Origin of the sequence: Polaribacter sp. Hel1_33_78 (genome assembly GCF_900106075.1) — a bacterium.
Classification (GTDB): Bacteria; Bacteroidota; Bacteroidia; order Flavobacteriales; family Flavobacteriaceae; genus Polaribacter.
Genome location: NZ_LT629794.1, coordinates 910,001 through 934,572, shown reverse-complemented (window position 1 = coordinate 934,572; position 24,572 = coordinate 910,001). Strand labels below are relative to the sequence as shown.

13 protein-coding genes and 3 tRNA genes are annotated in these 24,572 nt (G+C 31.6%); 4 read left to right on the top strand and 12 right to left on the bottom strand.

The window, feature by feature from the left end; all coding sequences use genetic code 11:
• Window position 1: 1 nt before the first annotated feature.
• The 5 genes from BLT88_RS04000 to BLT88_RS03980 all read right to left on the bottom strand — a co-directional run bounded on the left by BLT88_RS04000 (window position 2) and on the right by BLT88_RS03980 (window position 8,475).
• Window positions 2–5,500, bottom strand: coding sequence for a PKD domain-containing protein (locus BLT88_RS04000; protein WP_091953145.1), 5,499 nt, complete (start codon window positions 5,498–5,500; stop codon window positions 2–4).
• A gap of 534 nt (window positions 5,501–6,034) precedes the next feature.
• Window positions 6,035–6,108, bottom strand: a tRNA-Arg gene (locus BLT88_RS03995).
• 30 nt (window positions 6,109–6,138) lie between these two features.
• Window positions 6,139–6,213, bottom strand: a tRNA-Pro gene (locus BLT88_RS03990).
• A gap of 15 nt (window positions 6,214–6,228) precedes the next feature.
• Window positions 6,229–6,310, bottom strand: a tRNA-Ser gene (locus BLT88_RS03985).
• A 101-nt stretch (window positions 6,311–6,411) separates the two neighbouring features.
• On the bottom strand, window positions 6,412–8,475 hold the full coding sequence (locus BLT88_RS03980; protein ID WP_091953144.1) for an HD family phosphohydrolase: 2,064 nt from the start codon (window positions 8,473–8,475) through the stop codon (window positions 6,412–6,414).
• Between the two features lie 137 nt (window positions 8,476–8,612).
• On the opposite strand from BLT88_RS03980, the gene BLT88_RS03975 reads away from it, so the two are divergent.
• Both BLT88_RS03975 and BLT88_RS03970 read left to right on the top strand, forming a co-directional pair.
• The gene (locus BLT88_RS03975; protein ID WP_091953142.1) at window positions 8,613–9,788 is read left to right on the top strand and encodes an acetyl-CoA C-acyltransferase; all 1,176 of its coding nucleotides are present in this window, start codon (window positions 8,613–8,615) and stop codon (window positions 9,786–9,788) included.
• Between the two features lie 13 nt (window positions 9,789–9,801).
• Complete coding sequence (locus tag BLT88_RS03970) at window positions 9,802–10,569, top strand: C40 family peptidase (RefSeq protein WP_091955644.1); 768 nt, start codon at window positions 9,802–9,804, stop codon at window positions 10,567–10,569.
• A gap of 60 nt (window positions 10,570–10,629) precedes the next feature.
• Here BLT88_RS03970 and BLT88_RS03965 read toward each other — a convergent pair whose 3' ends face one another.
• Together BLT88_RS03965 and gyrA are read right to left on the bottom strand one after the other, a co-directional pair.
• Window positions 10,630–11,883 (bottom strand): tetratricopeptide repeat protein, encoded by a 1,254-nt coding sequence (locus BLT88_RS03965; RefSeq protein WP_091953141.1) that lies wholly within the window; start codon window positions 11,881–11,883, stop codon window positions 10,630–10,632.
• Window positions 11,884–11,906: 23 nt separating this feature from the next.
• Entirely contained in the window at window positions 11,907–14,423 is a 2,517-nt protein-coding gene (gyrA, locus tag BLT88_RS03960; protein ID WP_091953139.1) for a DNA gyrase subunit A, read from the bottom strand.
• 272 nt (window positions 14,424–14,695) lie between these two features.
• Between gyrA and BLT88_RS03955 the strand changes: the two genes are divergently transcribed.
• The gene (locus BLT88_RS03955; protein WP_091953138.1) at window positions 14,696–17,260 is read left to right on the top strand and encodes an ATP-dependent Clp protease ATP-binding subunit; all 2,565 of its coding nucleotides are present in this window, start codon (window positions 14,696–14,698) and stop codon (window positions 17,258–17,260) included.
• 256 nt (window positions 17,261–17,516) lie between these two features.
• On the opposite strand, the gene hutH is transcribed toward BLT88_RS03955, so the two are convergent.
• Window positions 17,517–19,025, bottom strand: coding sequence for a histidine ammonia-lyase (hutH, locus tag BLT88_RS03950; RefSeq protein WP_091953136.1), 1,509 nt, complete (start codon window positions 19,023–19,025; stop codon window positions 17,517–17,519).
• A 113-nt stretch (window positions 19,026–19,138) separates the two neighbouring features.
• On the opposite strand from hutH, the gene BLT88_RS03945 reads away from it, so the two are divergent.
• Window positions 19,139–20,164, top strand: coding sequence for a TlpA disulfide reductase family protein (locus tag BLT88_RS03945; RefSeq protein WP_091953135.1), 1,026 nt, complete (start codon window positions 19,139–19,141; stop codon window positions 20,162–20,164).
• Window positions 20,165–20,245: 81 nt separating this feature from the next.
• Here the strand turns inward: BLT88_RS03945 and BLT88_RS03940 are convergent, their stop codons facing one another.
• The 4 genes from BLT88_RS03940 to tgt form a co-directional block, all read right to left on the bottom strand.
• Window positions 20,246–21,199: an acetyl-CoA carboxylase carboxyltransferase subunit alpha gene (locus tag BLT88_RS03940; protein ID WP_036784837.1), complete on the bottom strand. Its 954-nt coding sequence runs from the start codon at window positions 21,197–21,199 to the stop codon at window positions 20,246–20,248.
• 72 nt (window positions 21,200–21,271) lie between these two features.
• On the bottom strand, window positions 21,272–22,180 hold the full coding sequence (locus BLT88_RS03935; RefSeq protein ID WP_091953133.1) for a DMT family transporter: 909 nt from the start codon (window positions 22,178–22,180) through the stop codon (window positions 21,272–21,274).
• Entirely contained in the window at window positions 22,167–23,258 is a 1,092-nt protein-coding gene (locus BLT88_RS03930; RefSeq protein WP_172824246.1) for an LptF/LptG family permease, read from the bottom strand. Before BLT88_RS03930 ends, BLT88_RS03935 begins: the two co-directional genes overlap by 14 nt.
• 39 nt (window positions 23,259–23,297) lie before the next feature.
• Window positions 23,298–24,428 carry a tRNA guanosine(34) transglycosylase Tgt gene (gene tgt, locus BLT88_RS03925; RefSeq protein ID WP_036784828.1) on the bottom strand — a complete coding sequence of 377 codons (1,131 nt, stop codon included), beginning with the start codon at window positions 24,426–24,428 and terminating at the stop codon, window positions 23,298–23,300.
• Window positions 24,429–24,572 lie beyond the last annotated feature (144 nt).

The window sequence follows — 24,572 nt, the reverse complement described above, 5'->3', positions numbered from 1 at the left end:
CTTATTTTATAAGTGTAAACGGTGCCGTTTCAATAACTACTCCTTTGTAAAAAGTAAGACCTTTTACAACCATAACATAGTTGCCATTTTCTGCTGGCAAGCCTTTTATAAGACCGTTCCAGCCATTAAAGTTTAACCCTTTTTCATAGTATACAATGGTCCCCCAAGAGTTATAAATTGTCATTTCTATTTCTGAAAAACTTTTATGTATAGGTTTTATGGTTTCATTATATCCGTCTCCATTTGGGGTGAAAGCATTTGGAATAATTAAAATATAACCTTTCGTAATATTTACATCTCTCGCCAAAACATAGGTACAACCAGCCTCATATTCTACAGTATACGTAATCGTAAAAAAACCTACTTCATCATAAGTATAAACTGGGTTTTCTTCATTACTAACACCGCTGCCATCACCAAAATCCCAAGTAACTTTGCTGTAATCTCCTGTTGATAAATTTGTAAACTGAATTGGGTCTTGGATTGAAAATAAATTGTAATTATCAGATGCAAAAGAATTATAACTAAAATCCTGAATTCCAATTGAAGGCACATCTACATTGAATGTTTTAACTACTTCACATCCCCTAGCATCCACAATTTTTAATGAATATTCACCGCTTTGAGAAGTAGTCATAATATTGTTTTCTAAGCCAGATATCGCTCCTGAAGACCAAGTATAGGTAAATGGCAAAACACCTTCAGTAACAGTAGTTATTATTTGTTTACTTGTTGCTTTTAAATCGCAGTCTTTTACCAAAACCTCATCTAAATTAATATCTATTGGTTTTGGTCTAAAAATATTAAATTGTTTTATGACAATACAACCATTTGCATCTGTAATTTGAACCGAATAATCACCTTCACCAATATTTTCTAAATCCTCTGAGGTTTCATTTGTATTCCATAAAAAAGAAAGCGGAGCCACGCCTCCAGAAACTTCTAAATTGATACTTCCGCTATTTTCGATATCACAATCTGTTGCATCTATAACTGTTTCTGCTACCACAATTAAGGGAGGGTTGGACACAATAAAGGTTTCCTCTATGGGGCATTGAGTTGCATTGCTATCAGTTATGGTAACAGAATAGGTACCTGCTGCCAGATTACTTCTTTGAGCTTCTCCTGTTATACCATCACTCCAAACTATGGAAACTGGATCAATACCCCCTGTTAAATTCAAATTAATCGAGGCATCATTTGCTGAGTTACATGTCATAGGTATTGTAGTAGGCTCAATATAAAAAATGGCATCATTAATCACTATTGATAATTGTACTGTACAATTGTTAGCATCTGTAACAGAGATTGTATAGGTATCTGGAGCTAAATTTGACAAGGTTAAACCAGTTGCTAAATTACTCCAAGACCAGTTATAGGGTGCTGTTCCTCCTGTTAAAGTTACATCAATACTTCCATCGTTTTTTTGATAGCAACTCTCATCTGTTTTTATGACATCAATATTAATTTGATCTAATTGATTTACAGCAAAAGAAGCATTTACTGTACAACCCAAATCATCAATTACATTTAAAGTATAGGTTCCTGCAAATAAATTATCTATATTTTTTGAAGTACTTGCATATCCATTGGGCCCTGACCAATTATACACATAATCAAAAACACCTGCAGATATTTCTTTTTTTATACCTCCAGAAACATCAACTTCTAAAGAACCAGCTGCATCTCCAAAACACAAAATATCATTTTTACTAATGAAATCAATTTTAATTTCTTCTGACTCAGTAAGTGCAAAGCTTGATGAGATTGTACAGTTATTTTTATCTATGACTTCTAACGTATAATTTCCTTTTGTTAATGTATTCTGATTTTTTTCATTCAGTATAATTCCACTACCATTTGTGGTTGTCCAATTATATGTATAAGGCAATGTACCACCATCGATAGTAACTTCTATTGTACCATTATCACCCATAAAACAGGAAATATTTTTTTCTACATCTTTAGTAATCGCTAACGCATCTGGTTGTGTAACCCTAAATTCTTCTTTTACCGTAAATCCTTCTTTATCTTCGATTGTTATTGTATACAGCCCAGCTACTAAATCTGATATGGAAGCATCCGATGAATTAAAACCATTTGGTCCAATCCAAGAAATTATGTAGGGATTGCCAGCATCAAATGGAATACCTCCTGAAATATTTGTAGTAATAGAGCCATCATTTGTCTCAAAACAACTATTATTTAAAACAACTGCATTTGGGTTTATACTTGGGTTTACAGTAACTTCTAAAGTAAAAGTATTTCCACTACAAGTTGTGCTTGTTGGTGTTATAGTATAAGTCACTTTTACAGGTGAGTTTGTTGTATTTTCTAATGTTTGACTTATTATTTGCTGAGGCGTTGTAGTTGCAGAAGCTCCAATAATTGCACCTGTAGGATTAAAGCTAGGTGTGATCCATGTGTATGTTGTACTGTTAGTTACTGTATTACCTGCAACTGTATTTGGATCAAAAGAAAATGTTCCATTACTATATATGCTTATATCTGCAGAAGAAATAACAGGTATTTCATTCACTATTACATTTGCTGTATTAGAAATGATTGAAGAACAATCTCCAAAGGAGAAAGCAATTTCTACATAATAATAAAAAGTTCCTAAATTATCAGTAGGAGGTTGATAAGAATTTGCAGTTTCACCAACTATGGGATTTCCACCAGAATTTTCATTTATATTATTTGAGAACCATTGGTAAGTTACACCTATTCCTGTTGCTCCGGAATATGTAACTTCTAATTCTTTTGAGATGTCACGAAGACAATAGTTTTGAATAGCATCTATTGGATTAATTTTTGGTTGTTCCAGCACATTTACACTAGCAGTATTTGAAACTATTTGATTACATCCACCAGAAGAAAATGAAATTACTGCATAATAAAATAATTCTCCAAAATTATCAGTTGGTGGGATGTAAGAATTATTTGTTGCACCAACGATTAGGTTTCCGTCAGAATTTGAATCAGTCGAATTTGAAAACCATTGATACGTTGCTATACCCGTTCCATTTTCGAAAGCAACTTCTAAAAGTGTTGCCGCACCGCTTTCACAAATTTCTGATGAAACAGGTTGTGATGTAATTCTTGGTGAGGTATTTACTGTAATTACAAATTCTACTGCATCTCCTTCCCCTATGCAATCATTATTTTTGGGAATCACTGTATATGTTACCAATCCACTTGTATTTTGGCTATTTATTAAAGTTTGGCTTGGTATTAAGTTTGAGTCTCCATTTTCTATAAAGCCCGTAATACCCGGAGAAGCCGCAGCAGACCAAGAATAGGTTGTATTTGCAATATTTGATGTTAAATTAATTAACGATGTACTTTGATTTGAACAAATTTCTTGAGTTAAATCCGTATTTGTGATTACTGGTTTTTCAAATACTTCAAAAGTTTGAGTTGCTACATCAGAAACACCACAGTCATTCGTAACTTCTAAAGTTACTTCATACGTCCCTGGTGCGCCATAAATAATATTTCCAGGATTTAAAGTGTTTGCAGAAGCAGGAAGCCCGCCAACAAATGTCCAGTTATAAGTAATACTTGCAGCATTAGATGTGCAATTTTGAATAGTTGCTATCGGATTTATAGTTACACTATCACAAGCATCATTAATTAGGTCGATATTAACTGTTGGCGGTTTTTTAACTTCAATTATTTTAGAATTTGTTGCTGTACCACAACCCGTTATTATCTTTTGCACAATAGTATATTGTCCTGCAGTACTAAACAAAAATCTTGGATTTTCTGAATTTTTGTCTGTGCCGTCTGCAAAACTCCAAGAAGCAGAAGTTTCACAATTATCTTCAGTATACGTAACTTCCCACTCGTAAACAGCGCCGCTACATACTGTGTTTTCTGTTGTTGTATTGCTTGCGGTTACATTTAAAGGAACACAACCAGCATCTTCATCGAGAGCAAAGGTTGGCGTATTAACTTCTTCAATACAAATATCTTTTGTAAAGATGTCTGTACCACATTCAGTACTTACTGATAAAGTAACCGTAAAGTTACCTGAATTAGTATATTGATGCGTTTGATTTGTTGAAACGCTTGAAGCATTATCATTAACGATTGTTCCATCACCAAAATCCCATTGAAAGTTTGCGGCTTTATTACAATCGATATTGTCTCCAATAAAAGATTTGTTTATAAATTCTATATCACTATTTATACAAGCAATATCTTGAGATTCAAATTCCGCTATTGAGGATTCTAGAATTTTAATATCATTTACTACTACTTCAGTTGTTGAACATAAATTTTGCATTGATAATGTAGCTATAAACGCACCATTTGGCTCAGAACAGCTCACTTTTTCATATATATGACTAACTATATTATCATCCTGAATTTCATCTTGAGTATATGTTTCTGAGGTCGACCCATCACCAAAATCAACAGTATAGGTTGTATCTGAAGAGTTCGTTTCAAAGTTTGTTATCTCAAAATCTATTTCAGCATCAGTTAAACATACATTATTTTGATTTCCAACGATCGAAAAATCACTTACAGGTTTGCCAATGTTTATAACTTGATAAGAGAGTTCGCTAAAACATCCAGAGTCGCCAATTCCTCTAATTTTCATCGTATAAACACCTAAATCTAAATAAGTGTGTGCAATAGGAAATGTAATAGAAGATTCTGAGTTTCCATCACCCCAATCTATAGAATACGAATCTACACAGGTAGATTGTGAATCATTAGCAACATTAATCGTGAATTCGGGGTTAGAGGGCGATGCGTTATCACAGTTGTTAAAATTTTTTGAATCTGCATCACTAAATTCAAGATCTGGTTTAGGTGTTACAGTTACATTTTTTACTTGAGAGTTTTGACAACCATTTTTATCAAATACAGTTAATGTTACTCTAAAAGTTTGCTCTTGGGTAGTGCAACCAAAATACTCAACAGAATGAGAAGGGCTCTCAAGCTCTGACGTTACACCATCTTGAAAGATCCATTCATATTTAAAACCACCAGCACCTGAAACTTGTGGTGTAAACGTTATTAGTTCACCTGCACAAACATTATTTTTATTAAATGTAAAATCAACTACTGGTATAGCATTTACAATTATAGTAACTTCTTGATTGTCAATTTGAGTAACTACCGAGTTATTATCTTTAACACTAATAAGTTTATAATTATAACTATTAGCATCAACTTCCATAAAGTTAATTTCTGCAATACCTAAATTATTAGACGTTATCGTTTGTTCTGAGCTATCATTTATTTTGTACGTAAAAACATAAGGAGCTGTTCCTCCTGAGCCTTCAAAAGTAATAGCCATAAATTCTCTTGCACAAATTTCATTTTTTTCAGCCTTTATAGTCGCACTAGGAATAAATGAAAATTTACCAATCGACTGATTTTCATTATTAGCGTAAGATTTAAACAGGATAAAAGCAAAAACTATTATAGCAAAAAGTGTAACATTGTTTTTTAACAAAGTCAATAATTTCTTTTTAAGCTTCATATTATAATATGAGCAATTCGTTAAAAATAATAAGATTTAAATTTTGATATAGTAAATCTTGTTTTTAAACAAGCTGCATTTTTTTTTAAAAACCAAATTTAGTTAAATTAATTAATTTAAAAAAAAATCTGATTTGATATATTAATAGATATGTTAAATCAAATTCTGGAAAAACGAACCTCTTAAACTTTATGATTTTTTTTATGCTATTTTTAAAAATGAATGAATATTATTATTGAGTTTTTCAAACCAAAGTTCTGAGTAAATGTTTAATAGCCGATTGATAAGTAATCATGTGAACAATATTTTCCTTGTTTCTTTATTCTTGCTTTTTGTAACAAGAATAAAATTGATCATTTATAGTCATTAATGGTGTTTTGCAATATTATATAATATTACCTAATAAAAAATACCCAAAAAATACCCCCTTTTCCTTCTTATTACGTCAAATATGCCCTAAAATGACACAATTCACTGTCTTAAAAATAAAGTTAAAAACAACAAAAAACCACACTAAAAATAGTGTGGTTTAAGTGAGCCCTGAAGGATTCGAACCTTCGACCGCCTCCTTAGAAGGGAGGTGCTCTATCCAGCTGAGCTAAGAGCCCGTAATTTTTAAGTTGTTACGACCAACTGTGTCGGGGTGGCAGGATTCGAACCTGCGACCTCCTCGTCCCAAACGAGGCGCGATGACCGGGCTACGCTACACCCCGAATGCAATATTTTAGCGGAGAGACAGGGACTCGAACCCTGGCGACCCTAAGGTCGACAGATTAGCAATCTGCTGCATTACCACTCTGCCATCTCTCCTTTCGACTTCAAACTGAAAGCTTGAATTAAAAATTGCGAGTGCAAATGTATAACTACAATTACTAATTAACAAGATTTTTTTATCTTTTTATTAGATTTTTTTATTCTGGATACTCTAACCTTAAGTGGTAAATATTCATCAACTTTTTCTTTATCACTTTTTTGATTACTTTAATTTCTCTAAAAGTAATATCTGAATTTAAAAACTGATTATCTGCCATTTGTTTATCAATAATTTTATCTATTAAACCACTGATTGAAAGAGCTGTAGGGTTTTTTAAACTTTTTGAAGCCGCTTCTGCTGCATCGCACATCATTAGAATTGCTGTTTCTTTTGAAAATGGAATTGGCCCCTGATATTGAAATTTCTTAATATCGACAATTGTATCAGGATTTAATTCTTGCTCCTTTTTAAAAAAATAATACGCAGAACTTGTTCCATGATGGGTTCTTATAAAATCGATAATTCTGTCGGGCAAGTTGTACTTTTTGGCCAACTCAACCCCTTTTATTACGTGATCTGTAATAATCTTAGCGCTATCTATTGGAGATAAATCATTATGAGGGTTTACGCCTGTAGCTTGGTTTTCTATAAAATACATAGGATTTAACATCTTACCAATATCATGGTACAATGCTCCAGTTCTTACCAACATAGAATTCGCCCCTATTTCATTCGCAGCCGCTTCTGCTAAGTTAGCTACTTGCATTGAATGTTGAAATGTTCCTGGGGCTTTTTCGTTTAACTCTCTTAAAAGCTTTGTGTTTGTGTTTGAAAGTTCTAAAAGAGTAACGTCAGAGACCAATCCAAAGACCTTCTCATAAATATAAATTAAAATCAAAGATAAAAAGGATAACAACCCATTGAGAGCGAATAGTATAAAATAGTCCCAATTTATTTGAGAGGCATTTCCTTCTTTTATAATGGAAAAAGCAAAATAGGTAATCATATAAATTAAGGTAATCTGCGCTACCGAAATAAATAAATTTGCTCTCTTGTGAAGTTCTGAAACAGTTAATATCGTTACAATACCCGCAATAATATGTAAGTAAATAAATTCGAAACTGTTGGGTACAATATACCCTAAGAGTAAGACTGTTAGTACATGAGTGAACAAACCTAATCTAGCATCAAAAAAGGCTTTTAAAACAATTGGAAGAATACTTAATGGTACAACATATAAATAATCTGAATTATACTTAATGACTAAGGTTTGAATAAAAACCATGCCAAATACATTGAAAAAAATGAAGGTTACTTTCGTATTATTATTAAAAATTTCTAATCTATTTTTATATAAGAACAACAATAACATTAACAATGCTAAAGAAACCAATATTGTATATCCAAAAACAATCCAATTATAATTTGAATCTGTCCAAACTTTTGCATCAAATTCACTTTTTAAAGAATTTAAAATAGCCAACTTTCTACCTGCAACAATATCTCCTTTTAAAATAATAAGTTCATCGGATGCCACTTTCCCTTTGGTATAAGAAATATGACCTAGCTCATTATCAATTATTTTATCAGTTAAATCCTTATTAAAAGAAACATTGGGTTCTACTACGCCTGCCAATAAATTTAAAACCAATTTTTGTCCGTAGTCAAAAGGCTCGTCGCCTAAATTAGTATTAATGATTTCCAAAACATTTTTAGACGTCAACAAGTTTTTGAATAAAACATCTTGTACTTCATTCTCTTTTTTGAGCGCAATTATTTGGTCTTTTGAAGATACTCTACCCTCGCTTACAGACTCTAGAAAACCAGCATTATACACTTTTTGTATAATCTTATTTCCTGTTTTTTTTAATTCACTAATTTCATCAATAGTTAGAGAATCACTAAAGTTTAGTTGAGATATTTTATTTTTGAAAGTTACTTTTACATCTTCAACTATATTCGTGTCGTATTTAAAATACAGCTTTGCATTGTTTTTAATTTCTTTTTTTTCAAGAGAAATTTCTTCCGCCGTTTTTTGAATTGCAAAATCAAAAGGAGCGTATAAATTATCATATTTCCAAAGTTGACCATTGTTAAAATCATACTTAAACTGCCCCCCTTTTGGAAACAAATACACGATTGCAGTAGTTGCAATTAAAAATAAAAACACCTTATATATGATGGTGTTGTTTCTGTAGATTTTGTTTACTATTTCACTCATTATTACAGCTCTTGTTACAACAAATTTACAGTAAAATTTTGACGCTTAAAAATTCCATATCTATTAAGATTTCTTTTTGATTTTATTTGGTTATTTTAGCAATGTTAATTTCGAATAAAAACGATAAAAGTTAGAGTATGAAAGATGTTGTAATTGTATCAGTCGCTAGAACACCGCTAGGAAGTTTTATGGGAAGCTTATCTTCCATACCTGCTCCAAAATTAGGAGCAATTGCCATAAAAGGAGCTTTGGAAAAAATAAACTTAGACGCTAAGTTAGTGGAAGAAGTTTTTATGGGAAATGTAGTTTCGGCTGGTTTAGGTCAAGCCCCTGCGAGACAAGCAGCTATTCATGCAGGAATTCCTAACACAGTTCCTTGTACAACTGTTAATAAAGTTTGTGCTTCTGGAATGAAGGCTATCATGTTAGCAGCACAAACAATTGCGATCGGCGATGCTGATATTGTGGTTGCGGGTGGAATGGAAAACATGAGTTCGATTCCTCATTATCAACAAGCTAGAAATGGCACTAAATTTGGCCCAATCACCATGGAAGATGGTCTACAAAAAGATGGCTTAGTTGATGCTTACAGTAAAATTGCCATGGGTGTTTGTGCTGATGAATGTGCCACTGAATATGAATTCTCAAGAGAAGATCAAGATGCATATGCAATTCAATCTTACAATCGTTCTGCAAAAGCTTGGAGTGAAGGTAAATTTTCTGATGAAATTGTACCTGTTTCAATTCCACAAAGAAGAGGAGAACCCATTATTTTTTCTGAAGATGAAGAATACAAAAATGTAAAAATAGAGAAAATTCCGGCTTTAAGAGCTGCTTTTACAAAAGATGGAACTGTAACTGCTGCAAATGCTTCAACCATAAATGATGGTGGCGCTGCTTTAGTGTTAATGTCTGCAGAAAAAGCGAAAGAATTAAACATAACTCCGCTTGCAAAAATAAAGAGTTATGCGGATGCTGCGCACGAACCAAAATGGTTCACAACTGCGCCTGCAAAAGCATTACCAAAAGCATTAGCGAAAGCAAATATTTCTATGAATGATGTTGATTATTTTGAATTAAATGAGGCGTTTTCCATTGTAGGTCTGGCTAATATGAAAATTTTAGGTCTTACCGATGAAACTGTAAATGTAAACGGTGGAGCTGTTTCTTTGGGACATCCTTTAGGTGTTTCTGGAGCAAGAATTGTAATTGCTTTGACCTCTATCTTAAAACAAAATAACGCCAAAATTGGCGCTGCTGCAATTTGCAATGGTGGTGGAGGTGCGAGTGCAATGATAATTGAAAGAATCTAAAAAAGAGAGTTTGATTTACGGTATTTGTAATCTTAGTATAGTTCCTATGCGGGCAGAAGCTTCTGAAACTTCAGAAATGACCAGTCAGGTGCTCTTTGGTGAACATTTTACTATTGTTGAAAAAGAAAAAAATTGGAGCAAAGTAAAATTAGCTTTTGATAATTATGAAGGCTACATAGATAACAAACAATTTGAAGAAATTTCACAAAATTTATTTCACAAATTATCAATAATTGAACCTATTTATGCTGGCGAAATAATTGATTTTATCTCTAGCTCAACTAACGATTTAATAACAATTCCTTTAGGCTCTAGATTGCCTTTTTATGTAGAAAATCAATTTTTTATTAATACTAAAAGATACAATTATGAAGGTGCTATTATTACTGGAAAACTTCTAAAAACCGAAATTATTCATAAAGCATTTACTTTTTTAAATGTTCCTTTTTTATGGGGAGGTAAAACTCCTTTTGGTATAGATTGTTCTGGTTTTACACAAATGGTTTATAAACTTTGTGGTTACGACCTTCTAAGAGATGCGAAAGAACAAGCCTCACAAGGTGAAGTCTTAAGTTTTATTGAAGAAAGTGAACCCGGAGATTTGGCTTTTTTTGATAACGAAGAAGGAGATATTATTCATGTAGGGATTATTCTAAATGATTATCATATTATTCATGCCCATGGCAAAGTTAGAATTGACACCCTAGATCATAGTGGTATTTTTAATGCCGATATACAAAAGCATACTCATAAACTCAGAGTCATAAAAAAAATGATATAAAAAAAATCCAAAACTTAAAAGTTCTGGATTTTTTTTATAAAATTCTGAGCGATTTGTTTTTTATTGCTCTGCTAATAATTTTTTATAAATTGGTCTTAAAGCATCTGCTTTATCAACCATTTCCAATCTATCATAAATGTTTAAAAGAGATTTTACAGTTTCTGACGATCTTTTAATACCATCCGCTTTTTCTAAATACGGTAAAGCTTTTTTGTATAACTCTTTTTGCTTCAATTCTAACTCATCATATTTTTTGAAATTAGATAAATTATTATTCATTTCTTCTATAATTTCTTTTTCTTCAGAAAGCAAGGCAAATGCAGTATTCAAATAGGCATTTATGTAATCTGGTTTTAATTCAATCGCTTTTTTATAAAAACCAATCGCCTCTTTAGTCTTATTTTGATTTGCATTTACAACACCTAAATTAAAAAATAAATCTGGATTGGTAGGATCTAACTCTACGGCTTCCACCATCAATTCTTCAAATTTATCCATTCTATCAAGTTCACTATACATTTGAGCTTGATTTAAAATCAAATTAATATCTTTTGGACTTGTTTTTCTTGCTTCTTCTAAAGCAGCAATCGCTAATTCTGGTTTACCTTGATTTACATAGATATAACTAATACTTTTAACAATTTCTGTTTGTTTAGATTCAGATACTTTGTCTTGAGGATTTGTATATTGACCAGTTTTAACCATTAAGTCCCTCTGTGTTTTAGCTCCTAAATTTTCGATTTGATTAGTTCCCTTATTTACCGCTAAATATTGTGTAGCAATACCTGTGTATCCAATAGTTTTGAGCTCATTATAAAGCTTTAGAGCAGTATCATATTCTTTTGCTAAAGAGGCACTTATTGCCGCGTTATACAAAGTGGTAGTATCTTGCGGGTACAATTTATAAGTTAAATAAAAATTTTCTGACGCTTTCTTATAGTCTTTATCTTCATTATAATTTTTAGCAGCTTCATTAGAAACTTTTTCTATTATTGAATTCAACATAGGTTGTGCTAATTTAGAATACTTCGCTTTTCCTGTTTCTTTCTCAAAAGCAAACAATTTATTGAACACATCCGCTCCTTCTTTAAAATTATTTCCTCCTGCTAAAGCCTGCCCTTTTAAATAGTAATATTTTGCTTTATATTTAGCATCCATGGATACTTCCATGGCATCTAAAGGTTCAAGAGCGCTCAGAGCTGCTGTAAAATCATTCTTTTTAATGGCTTTTTCTACGGCCTTTAATTCATTTTTTTGTGCAAATCCGGCAACAGACATCAAAGCTATTGCATACGCTACTAATTGTTTTTTCATTTTAATAAGTGTTAAATTAATTGTTATTCTTGATTTTCGTTTGAATCATTTTCAATTTCTGTGCCATTTTCAATTTCGCTTTCAGTTTCATCCTCAGCTTCTTCTTCGTGAGCAACTTTTGCGACTGCAGCAATACTGTCTGAATCTTTAATATTTATTAAACGAACTCCTTGTGTTGCACGTCCCATAACTCTTAAATCTTCCACAGCCATTCTAATGGTTAGTCCTGATTTATTTATAATCATTAAATCGTTAGAATCATCTACATTTTTAATGGCTACTAAATTTCCAGTTTTCTCTGAGACATTCAAAGTCTTAACCCCTTTACCCCCTCTATTAGTAACTCTGTAATCTTCTAATTTAGAACGCTTTCCATATCCTTTTTCAGATACAACCAATATATTACTGTCCATATCATTTACAGCAACCATACCAATTACCTCGTCATTCTCATGTTTTAGAGTAATTCCTCTTACACCTGAAGCTGTTCTTCCCATTGGACGTGTTTTAGCTTCTTCGAAACGAATAGATTTACCAGATGCTAAAGCTAACATTACTTGGCTATCACCAGTTGTTAATTTTGCTTCCAATAATTCATCTCCATCTTTAATAGTAATTGCATTAATTCCATTTGTTCTTGGACGAGAATATTGCTCTAATGAGGTCTTTTTTACTTGCCCTTTTTTAGTTGCCATAATTACATAATGGCTATTGATATAATCTTCGTCTTTTAAATCTTGCGTTACTAAGAATGCTTTTACTTTATCATCTTGTTCAATATTAATCAAGTTTTGCATCGCTCTTCCTTTGGTGTTTTTTCCTCCTTCAGGAATTTCATACACTCGCATCCAGAATACTTTTCCTTTTTGCGTAAAGAACATCATATATTGATGGTTTGTACCTACAAATAAATGTTCTAAGAAATCTTCATTTCTTGTTGTTGCTCCTTTTTGACCTCTTCCTCCTCTATTCTGAACTTTATATTCTTCAAGATTTGTGCGTTTTAAGTATCCTGCATTCGAGATTGTTACCACCACTTTTGTGTTAGGAATCATATCTTCGATACGCATATCGCCACCAGCATATTCTATTAAAGATCTGCGCTCATCACCATACTTATCTTTGATATGTAATAACTCGTCTTTAATAATTTGATAACGTCTAGGTTCGTTTGCTAAAATATCTTTTAGGTCAGAAATTGTTATCATAATTGCATCAAACTCTGCTCGCAATTTATCTTGTTCTAAGCCAGTTAATTGACGCAAACGCATTTCTACAATTGCTTTTGCTTGAATTTCCGTTAACTCAAAACGCTCAATTAAACTCTCTCTCGCCTCGTCAGCATTTGAAGAAGCTCTTATAATTTTAATAACCTCATCTATATTATCAGAGGCAATAATTAATCCCTCTAGAATATGTGCTCTAGCTTCCGCTTTCTTTAATTCAAATTCTGTTCTACGAACAACAACTTCATGCCTATGTTCAACAAAATAATGAATTAATTGTTTTAAGTTTAATTGCTCGGGCCTTCCTTTTACCAATGCAATATTATTTACACTAAAAGAAGTTTGTAATTGCGTATACTTAAATAATTTATTTAAGACGATATTAGGTATTGCATCTCGTTTTAAAATGTATACAATACGCATACCATTTCTATCCGATTCATCTCTAATATTAGAAATACCTTCTAGCTTCTTATCATTTACCAATTCAGCAGTTTTTTTTATCATTTCTGCTTTATTCACTTGATAAGGAATCTCTGTGACTATTATGCACTCACGTCCTTTTACTTCTTCAATAATAGCTTTAGCACGCATTACAATACGTCCTCGACCTGTATGAAAAGCATCTCTTACACCATCATAACCATAAATAATTCCTCCTGTTGGAAAATCTGGTGCAGTTATGTGTTGCATTAATTCATCAATCTCAATATCTCTATTATCGATATACGCCATGGTACCATTAATAACTTCCGTTATATTATGAGGTGCCATATTTGTTGCCATACCTACGGCAATACCAGAAGCTCCGTTTACTAACAAATTAGGAATACGAGTAGGTAAAACAGTTGGTTCTTGCAAAGTATCATCAAAATTTAAACGATGATCTACGGTATCTTTCTCAATATCAGCTAACATATCTTCTGATATCTTTTGCATTCTAACCTCAGTATAACGCATCGCTGCTGGACTATCTCCATCTACAGAACCAAAGTTACCTTGCCCATCAACCATCATGTAACGTACACTCCAGTTTTGCGCCATTCTCACCATGGAATCATACACAGAGGTATCTCCATGTGGATGGTACTTTCCTAAAACTTCCCCAACAATTCTTGCTGATTTTTTATACGACCCAGTTGCTTTAATTCCTAATTCATGCATACCAAACAAAACCCTTCTATGAACTGGTTTCAAACCATCTCTTACATCGGGCAGTGCTCTTGAAACAATTACTGACATCGAGTAATCGATGTATGCGGCTTTCATCTGATCCTCAATGTTAATCGGAATTAACTTTTCTCCGTCTGACATATATATATTTTGATTAAAATTAATTCATTTTTTTAAGACAAGGCAAGATAGTATTTCTACGCCTTTTCACAAAGGTTTTAGTAGCTGTAATTCGGCAGAGTTATCAACATTTTTTAATATTTTTTAACAGTATTTTATTTGTTTGATTTCTAATAGTTTTATACCTTGTTACAATAGTCAAAATGTCAGTTTTTTTGCATTGGCATATTTTTTGTAATTGCTAAAACATAAAGGACTAATTTTACTACAAATTAATAAAGAGAGAAAGAAATATGGACGATAATTTTTCACCAAAAGTCAGAGATGTAATTACTTTCAGTAAAGAAGAAGCTTTAAGATTAGGGCATGAGTTTATTGGAACAGAGCATCTTGTATTAGGTTTAATTAGAAAAGGAGAAGGAAAAGCAATAGAAATCTTAACAACATTTGATGTTGATTTAGTTTTATTGCGTAAAAAACTTGAACAATTAAACCCATCAAACCCAACATTTTCTGACAATAAAGACAAGCCTAGTTTACGTTTAACGAGACAAGCCGAAAAGGCGCTTAAAACTACTTTTTTAGAAGCTAAGTTGTATCAAAGTGAATCTATAGACACTGCACATTTGTTATTATGTATCTTAAGAAATGAAAATGACCCAACGACAAAGTTGATTCAAAAATATCATGTGAACTATGATGATGTTAAAACACTATACAAACAATTGCATGTAGATGATCTTGATGTTGATTTACCTTCAAATCCAATTGCAGAAACACCTTCTGATGACGAGTACGCCTCAGAGAAACCAAATCCTTTTGATCAATCTCAAAAAAGTAAAACCGCTAAAAAATCGAAAACACCTGTATTAGATAATTTTGGTAGAGATTTAACTGATTTAGCTGAGAAAGGTAAATTAGACCCTGTTGTGGGTAGACAAAAAGAAATTGAGCGTGTTTCGCAAATTTTAAGTAGAAGAAAGAAAAATAATCCAATGTTAATTGGTGAACCTGGAGTTGGAAAATCTGCGATTGCAGAGGGTTTGGCTTTGAGAATTATAGAACGTAAAGTTTCTAGAATTTTATTTGACAAACGTATTGTTTCTTTAGATTTAGCAAGCCTAGTGGCGGGTACGAAATATAGAGGTCAATTCGAGGAACGTATGAAAGCTTTAATGAATGAGCTCGAAAAAAATGAAGACATTATTTTATTCATCGATGAAATTCACACCATTGTTGGTGCTGGTGGTGCAACCGGTTCTTTAGACGCATCAAACATGTTAAAGCCAGCTTTAGCAAGAGGAGAAATACAATGTATAGGAGCTACAACTTTAGATGAGTTTAGGACAAACATCGAAAAAGATGGCGCTCTAGAACGTCGTTTTCAAAAGGTAATTGTAGATCCTACCTCCGTAAAAGAAACCATTCAAATTTTACAAAATATTAAGAGCAAATACGAAGAACATCATCATGTTAATTATACAGATGATGCTATTGAAGCTTGTGTACAATTAACCAACAGATACATGACTGACAGATATCTTCCAGACAAAGCAATTGATGCTTTAGATGAAGCCGGATCTAGAATTCATATTACAAATATTATAGTTCCTCAGCAAGTTTTAGAGTTAGAATCACAATTAGAATTTATTAGGAATCATAAAACAAAAGCCGTTAATAGTCAGAAATATGAAGAAGCTGCCAAATTAAGGGATGATGAAAAGAACATGGAAGCGGCTTTGAACTCTGCTCAAAAACAATGGGAAGATGACTCTAAATTAAACAGAGAAATTGTTACAGAAGACAACGTTGCAGAAGTTGTTTCCATGATGACTGGTATTCCTGTAAATAGAGTCGCAGAAGCAGAAACGCATAGATTACATGAACTACCAGAGTTAATTAAAGGAAAAATAATAGGACAAAATGAAGCTGTTACTAAAGTTGTAAAAGCAATTCAGCGAAATAGAGTTGGATTAAAAGACCCAAACAAACCCATTGGTTCTTTTATTTTCCTAGGACAAACTGGTGTTGGAAAAACACAATTAGCGAAAGTTTTAGCGCGTGAATTATTTGACTCTGATGATTCTTTAATTAGAATTGATATGAGTGAATACATGGAGAAATTTGCTATATCTCGTTTAATTGGTGCACCTCCAGGTTATGTTGGATACGAAGAAGGAGGACAGTTAACTGAGAAAGTAAGAAGAAAACCGTATTCAGTTATTTTATTAGATGAAATTGAAAAAGCACATCCAGATGTATTTAATATGTTACTTCAGATTTTAGATGATGGATATATTACGGATAGTCTTGGACGTAAAATCGATTTTAGAAACACCATAATTATTATGACTTCTAATATTGGTGCGCGTCAATTAAAAGACTTTGGTGGTGGTGTAGGTTTTGGAACTTCATCGAAAAAAGAACAAGCAGATGCACATGCAAAATCTGTAATTGAAGGAGCTTTAAAGAAATCTTTTGCTCCTGAATTTTTAAACAGAATAGACGATGTAATTGTATTTAATGCTTTAGAAAGAGGAGACATTCATTCTATTATTGATATTGAGTTAGATAAATTACTGCATAGAATATCCGATTTGGGCTATACTTTAAAGTTAAGCGAAAAAGCAAAAGATTATATAGCAGATAAAGGTTTTGATAAAAAATATGGAGCAAGGCCACTTAAGAGAGCTATTCAGAAATATATAGAAGATGCTTTAGCTGAAGAAATCGTAAATTCTAAATTATCTGAAGGAGACACCATTACTATGGATTTTGATGATGATAAAAACAAACTCACCATCAAAATTAAAAAAGGTAAAAAGAAGCCTGAAACTAGAACAGAAACTGAATCTTAAAAATAGGAAAATCCCGAACTTTCGTTCGGGATTTTTTATAAAAAAAACCCTCTTACTAATGGATTTTTGACTTGAAAAATATTAATTCGCTATTAAACTATTTATCCTATTTTTAAAATTTACCGAGAAGAAAACATATCATGTGTCTAAAAAAATTAATTTTTTTTGGGTTGCATCTGAAGAAGTATTCAGGCAGTTTATAATCGATATGACAAACAAATTAAAAGTATTAAATCCAAATAGAAAAAACATATAACTACCCAAACAATTCTAGACTGTCAATTTCTAAAGAATTAATAAACTCGGAAGCATTTACAATATCATCATGTAAAACCCGGTCTTCTTCTACAATCGTAACTTCTTGTCTAAAGAGACTCATTATGCTTTCTAAAAAAGGAGAACTTTTTCCATTTCCAAAACTTAATGCCTGTGAAGCTGTAAACAATTCAATAGCAAAAATAGACTGTAAATTATCCACTATCTTTTTACATTTTGTCGCGGCATTTGCCCCCATCGAAACATGATCTTCTTGTCCATTACTAGACTCAATAGAATCTACACTTGCTGGAGTTGCATATTGTTTATTCTGACTAACAATACTTGCTGCGGTATATTGCGGAATCATAAACCCTGAATTTAATCCAGGATTTGAAATCAAAAAAGGAGGCAGATGCCTGTGCCCAGAAACTAATTGATAGGTTCTTCTTTCAGATATGTTTCCTAACTCTGCTAGCGCAATCGCTAAAAAATCTAATCCTAACGCTAAAGGTTGTCCATGAAAATTTCCTCCTGAAATAATTTCATCTTCATCTACAAAAATATTAGGGTTGTCTGTTACAGAATTAATTTCTGTCAAAAAGGTTTTGGTTACAAACCTAATCGTATCTTTTGTTGCCCCATGAACTTGCGGCATACATCGAAAAGAATAAGGATCTTGTACATGCTGTTTTTCTTGCACAATCAATTCACTTTCTTCCAAAAAATCTTTAATTCTTTGCGCTGTTTTTATCTGTCCATTATGTGGTCTTGCAAAATGAATTAACTCGTTAAAAGGTTCTATGCGTCCGTCAAAACCCTCTAAAGAAATAGTACCAATTAAATCTGCTAAATAAGATAATTTATGTGCTTTTAACAAACAATGAATTCCGTAAGCCGACATAAATTGTGTTCCGTTTAATAGCGCCAAACCCTCCTTTGATTGTAAACTTATTTTATCCCAAGAAAATACTTTTAATAATTCTTCCGATGAAATTATCTCACCCTTATAATCTACCTTTCCTAATCCAATTAAAGGCAAAGACAAATGTGCTAAAGGTGATAAATCTCCTGAGGCTCCAAGAGAACCTTGCGTGTAAATGACAGGAATAATATCATTGTTATAGAAATCTATTAATCTATTTACAGTAGCCAATTGCACTCCTGAATGTCCATAACTGAGAGCTTGCACTTTAAATAAAATCATCAATTTTACAATTTCTTTTGGCACTTCATCTCCTGTTCCACAAGCATGACTCATTACCAAATTTTCTTGTAATTTCTGTAAATTATTGTCTTTTATCTTTACATTATACAAAGCTCCAAAACCTGTATTAATACCATAAATTGGTTTCGAAATCGATTTCGTTTTTACATCCAAAAAAGACCTACATTTTTTAATTTTTTGAATAGCAGTTTCTGATAATGCTAACTTTACATCCAAAGAAATTATTTCTTGAATTTTAGATAAATCCAAAGGTGTTGAGTTTATATAATGAATGGAAATCATATTTTGATTGATTGAAATTCAAAAGTGCAAATTCATAGTTGCATATGCAAGCGATTTTAACTATTTTTCATTGAATTAATATTTTATATTTGTAGCATCTTTAAATTTTCAAAATGAAAAACATTTATATACTTCTCTTTGGTTTATTAATTATGAGTTCTTGTATTCCAGAACAGCCTCAAAATCATCTTACTTTATCCGGTAAACTTGAAAATACTCAAGATTCATTCTTAACAATTTCAAACAGGCAAGGAATTATAAAAGAAATAAATATAAACTCAGGAGGTGTTTTTAAAGACACATTAAAAGTTGAGGAAGGTGCAATTTATACAATGGAAGCTAGTAATAACAGAGCTCCAATTTATTTAAAAAATGGATACAATATTTCCCTTGTTGGAGATGCTCAAAATTTCATGAAAAGTTTAAAATTTTCTGGCAAAGGTTCTGATAACAGTAATTTTATTATTGCTCAAGTAGAAAAAAATAAAAGTGTCCAAAATCCTCAAATAAATTTAAATTTAGAAGAGGATGATTTCAAGAAAAAAATTAATCAAATAAAGTTTGAGTATGATAGTATTTTAAATTCTTACAATCATCTAGATAGTACCCTTTACAATTCTTTTCTTGACCAAAACAATCAATTAGTTATTAATTTTAGCAATGCATATAACCAAAACAGAGTCACTGGAAAAGGAAGAACTTCTCCTAAATTTGAAAATTATGTAGATTTTAAAGGAGGTAAAAAGTCATTAGACTCCTTTAAAGGAAAATATGTTTATATTGATGTTTGGGCTACTTGGTGCCGTCCTTGTATACAACAAATACCCTATTTACAAACTTTAGAGAAAGAATATCATAATAAAAATATTGAGTTTGTTAGTATTTCTACAGATGAATCTCGAAGAAGTGGAGGTTCTTGGGAAGCCGCAGAAAAAAAATGGAGGGCTTTTGTAAAGAAAAAAAATATGACTGGAGTTCAACTTTGGTCTGGACAAGATTTTTCTTTTCAACAAGCGTATCAAATAAATTCAATACCTAGATTTATTTTAATTGATCCAGCAGGTGAAATTATAGATTCAAACGTGTCTAGGCCCTCTGACCCTAGATTAAAATCTTTACTAAATTCGTTGGATATTTAATTGAAGATCTAAAAATAAATCAAAATAAAAGCGAAATTCAAAGTTGAATTTCGCTTTTATTTTTCTTTGACTTTAAAATATTTATTCTTTATAAACACCCATCTCTGAATATTTCTCCATTCTTTTAATTATTAAATCTGTATCAGATAAATCTTTTAACTCATTAAAAGCATTTAAAATTTGTGCTTCAACAGCTTTAAAAGCTCCTTCTCTATTGGTATGCGCACCACCAATTGGTTCCTTAATAATAGCGTCAATTAATTTTAACCTTTTCATATCAGTTCCTGTTAATTTTAATGCTGCTGCAGCTTGCTCCTTATATTCCCAACTCCTCCATAAAATTGAAGAACAAGATTCAGGAGAAATAACGGTATACCAAGTATTTTCCATCATATAAACTCGGTCTCCTACCCCTATACCTAATGCTCCTCCAGAGGCTCCTTCACCAATAACCACGGTAATAATTGGTGTTTTTAAACGAGTCATTTCTAAAATATTTCTGGCAATAGCCTCTCCCTGTCCACGTTCTTCTGCTTCTAAACCAGGATATGCTCCAGGTGTATCCAATAACGTGACTACAGGAATTCTAAATTTTTCTGCCATCTTCATTAAACGTAACGCTTTTCTGTACCCTTCTGGATTCGCCATTCCAAAGTTTCTGTACTGACGCGTTTTTGTATTGTATCCTTTTTGTTGACCAATAAACATAAAAGATTGGTCTCCAATTTTCCCTAAACCACCAATCATAGCTTTATCATCTTTAACATTTCTGTCTCCATGAAGTTCCATAAAAGTATCTCCACAAATTGCTTTGATATAATCTAAAGTATAAGGTCTATTTGGGTGTCTGGATAATTGAACTCTTTGCCAAGGAGTTATATTTTTATATATACTCTTTCTCGCTTCTGCTAATTTTTTTTCTATTTTTTTACAAGTTGCTGTAACATCTACATCACTTTCTTTACCAATAATTTGACACTTTTGTAGCTGATCTTCCAGCTCTTTTATCGGCATTTCAAAATCTAAATATTCCATTTATAGTTATTTTGATTTAGTTATTTGGATTAACAAACATACTATAAAATTTACTTTTTTAGGCAAGTTGATTTATTTTTTTACCTTTTGTAAAATCTTCTGTTTTATTAATGATTTATTCTTAATAATTCCATTAATTAGAACAACTCCTAAAACAATACAGGCACCTAAATAAAATTCTAGTTTCATTTTTTCTTTGTCTCCAAAAACAAACAGCGCTAAAATAATAGCATAAACTGGCTCTAAATTTATGGTCAGCATAACCGTATATGGAGATAAATATTTCATCACTTTTACGGATGCAATAAATGCATAAGCAGTGCAAATACTGCTCAATATCAGCAAATAAATCCAATCTGATTTTTGTAAACTAAAAAAAGAGATTGAAAAACTATTATTTAAAAATAAATAGAATGTAACAAAAAGAGTTCCAAATAATAGTTGATATAATGATATAGAACTTGCACTATACTTTTTAATAAAAAGACCATTTAAAACAGCGAATAAGGACCCTAAAAAAGAAGAGAGTAAAGCGTACCCAATTCCTAATTTATATTGACTTTCGAAATTAAAAATAATATATAAACCTACTATCACTAATAATCCAAGAATGATTTCTAGTAATTTCAACTTCCTTTTAAAAAAAATAGGTTCTATTAAAGAGGTGAAAAATGCACCTGTACTCATGGTTACTAAAGCGACAGAAACATTTGAAACTTTTATGGCTTTGAAAAAGAAAATCCAATGAAGTGCAATAATAATTCCTGTTATTAAAAACTTGAGCAATCCTTTTTTATCCACATAAAAACTTTTTCTTTTGAAAAGAAAATAAATTGTAATAAAAATAACTGCTAAACCCATTCTAAAGAAAACTAAGGGAATCGCATCAATAGTAATTAATGCACCTAATATTGCTGTAAATCCCCAGATAAAAACAATGAGATGAAGTAATAAATAATTTTTGAACCTATTTTTTAGCATAGTAATACAGATATATAGCTAAACTACCAAAAAAGAAATTTGGCATCCAGACATATAATAACGAATTTACATCTGCTACAGCTCCTAAGACTTCTGAAATTTTCATTAGAAAAACGTAGATAAACATAATAGCCACTCCTATTGCCAAATTGATTCCTGTTCCACCTCTTTTTTTCCTAAATGCTAGCGCTACAGCAATAATTGTAAGTATGTAACTAGCGATTGGGAGACTTGTTCTTTTATGAAATTCAACCAAATACGCATTCAAATTTTTAACACCTCTTTTCTTTGAAATACGAATAAATTTCATCAATTCATCAGAAGGCATTTCTTGGGATAGCGCAGATTTGTAAATTAAATCCTTAGGCGTAAAACTAAAAACAGTATCTAGTTTATTTCCAGAAAAAATGCTGTCTCTATCCTTATATATTTGACGTTTTCTCCAATTTTGAAGTGTAAAAACAGAGTCTTTTGTATTGAATTTTATATTATCTCCTACTAATTTTGATTTTAATTTTAAACCATTATACACTTCCGAAGTAAAATCATAACCAGAATTTGATTGTGTATTAAAACTTCTTATAAATATGTAAGTACTATCTGTTAATTGCAGACTGAAATCATTTATATATTTTAACTCATTTTTTTGCTTTCTACTATTTATATATTCTTTCTCAAACTTTTTTCTAGTTTTACTGCTACTAGGTACAACAAAATGATTCATTAAAAGTGAAACCATTGTAATTAAAGTGGCCCCTAAAAAATACGGATATAGAAATCTTGTAAACGAAACTTTAGCATTCGTAATTGCAATAATCTCTGTATTATTAGAAAGTTTTGAAGTGAATAAAATTACAGCAATAAACAATGCCAAGGGCATAAATGTATTTGCATAATAAATGATAAAATTTTTATAATACTCATCTACAACTTGATAAAATCCTAAATCTGCATGTTCTAAAAAATTATCAATTTTTTCAGAGATATCTATAGCAACAGCAATAGGAATCAAAATTAGTAAAGTAAACAAAAAGGTTACTAAAAATCGTTTTAATATGTACCAATCTATAATTTTCAAAAGCTAAACTTATATTTAGAAATTCATGTTTTAAAAAATTTACAAACGTTTATCCATTTGTTTTACCATTTTATCTTTCCATACTCTAAAATCGCCCGCTAAAATATGTTTTCTAGCCTCACGAGTTAACCATACATAAAATCCTAGATTGTGAATAGAAGCAATCTGTTTTCCTAACATTTCTTTAGCAGCAAATAAATGACGTAAATAGGCTTTAGAATATAACGTATCTACATAAGTAATATCCATTTCATCAATGGGAGAAAAATCATTTTCCCATTTTTTGTTTTTAATATTAATAGTTCCATGAGCAGTAAATAACATTCCATTTCTGGCATTCCTAGTTGGCATTACACAATCGAACATATCAATACCTAAAGCGATATTCTCTAATATATTTATTGGAGTACCTACACCCATTAAATATCTTGGTTTATCTTCTGGGAGTATTTCAGCAACAACCTCGGTCATTGCATACATTTCTTCAGCAGGTTCTCCAACCGATAATCCACCAATTGCATTTCCTTGAGCGCCTGCATTCGCAATATATTCAGCAGATTGCCTTCTTAAATCTTTATACGTACTTCCCTGAACAATAGGAAAAAAAGTTTGTTCATAACCATATTTATAAGGTAAGTTTTCAAGATGATTTATACATCTGTCCAACCATCTATGCGTCATATGCATAGAACGTTTCGCATAATTATAGTCGCATGGATAAGGTGTACATTCATCGAAAGCCATAATAATATCGGCTCCAATAGTTCGTTGAACCTCCATCACATTTTCCGGAGTGAAAAAATGCATAGACCCATCAATATGGCTTTTAAATTTAACACCTTCTTCTTCTATTTTTCTCCTTCCTGAAAGCGAATATACTTGATAGCCTCCAGAGTCTGTTAAGATATTTCTATCCCAATTCATAAACTTATGTATACCACCTGCCTGCTCTAAAATATTAGTTTTTGGTCGTAAATATAAATGATAGGTGTTGGCTAAAATTATATCGGGTTTTACCTCCGTTTTTAGTTCTGTCTGATGGACACCTTTTACAGTGCCAACAGTTCCTACGGGCATAAAAATTGGGGTTTCAATCACTCCATGATCAGTCGTTATAACTCCTGCTCTCGCCTTACTCTTTGGGTCCGTTATTTTTAAGTCAAAATTCATTGATGACAAATATAAGACTATTTAAGAACTCAAAAATAAAATGGACTATTATAAAAATGAAAAAAATACTTTTCATGAAGAATGAAGTTAGAAATTGTATAAATAACTATATGAGTATGTATATCAAACTTTAATTAAGTCAAA